Source organism: Haloferax sp. Atlit-12N (genome assembly GCF_003383095.1).
GTDB lineage: Archaea > Halobacteriota > Halobacteria > Halobacteriales > Haloferacaceae > Haloferax.
On the sequence record NZ_PSYW01000067.1, the window covers coordinates 1 to 550 of the forward strand.

1 pseudogene is annotated in these 550 nt (G+C 56.0%); it reads right to left on the reverse strand.

Features of this window, described 5'->3' with window-relative positions:
- Window positions 1–550, reverse strand: a pseudogene (locus C5B90_RS20025) (ATP-binding protein); the annotation flags it as partial.

Sequence of the window (550 nt, forward strand, 5' to 3'; positions counted from 1 at the left end):
AGTTCAGCTTCGCCGACCCAAACAAGTTCGCCAGCGTCGTTGAACTCACCCACGTCGAACACCGTCCTGTCGTCGTATTCGTAGTACGGTTCGACGCGAACGACATTGTCCTGCTGTTGGAGCCACTGTTCGAGGAGGCGAACACCGACCTTGTGTGGTGTTTTCTCTCCGATATCGCCTTTCCCGGGACCAACTTGGAGTTTCTGTCCGAGTAGTGCCCGCCCTGCCGGGAGGACAGTATAGTACTTTTGACCGGCTGTAGACGCGTCCTCAACGAGATTCTGTTCCGTCAAGCGTTCCAAGTGGAGGTCTTCGTACTCATCTCGGAGGGGCCGCATCGAGTTGAGGAGAGTATACTCAGTAGCCTCGCGGTTCATCACCTCAAGAACTTGGCTGAGGAAGTGGACATCATCATAGCTGAGGCCACGCTTCCGGAGTTCGTTATCGGAGACAGGAACCTCACTAGCTTGGACGGGCGATGAGCGAGCTTCCGAATGTCCGTTCCCGTCGCCCGGTGACTCCTCTTCACCCTCAGTTGCCACGTCAAACA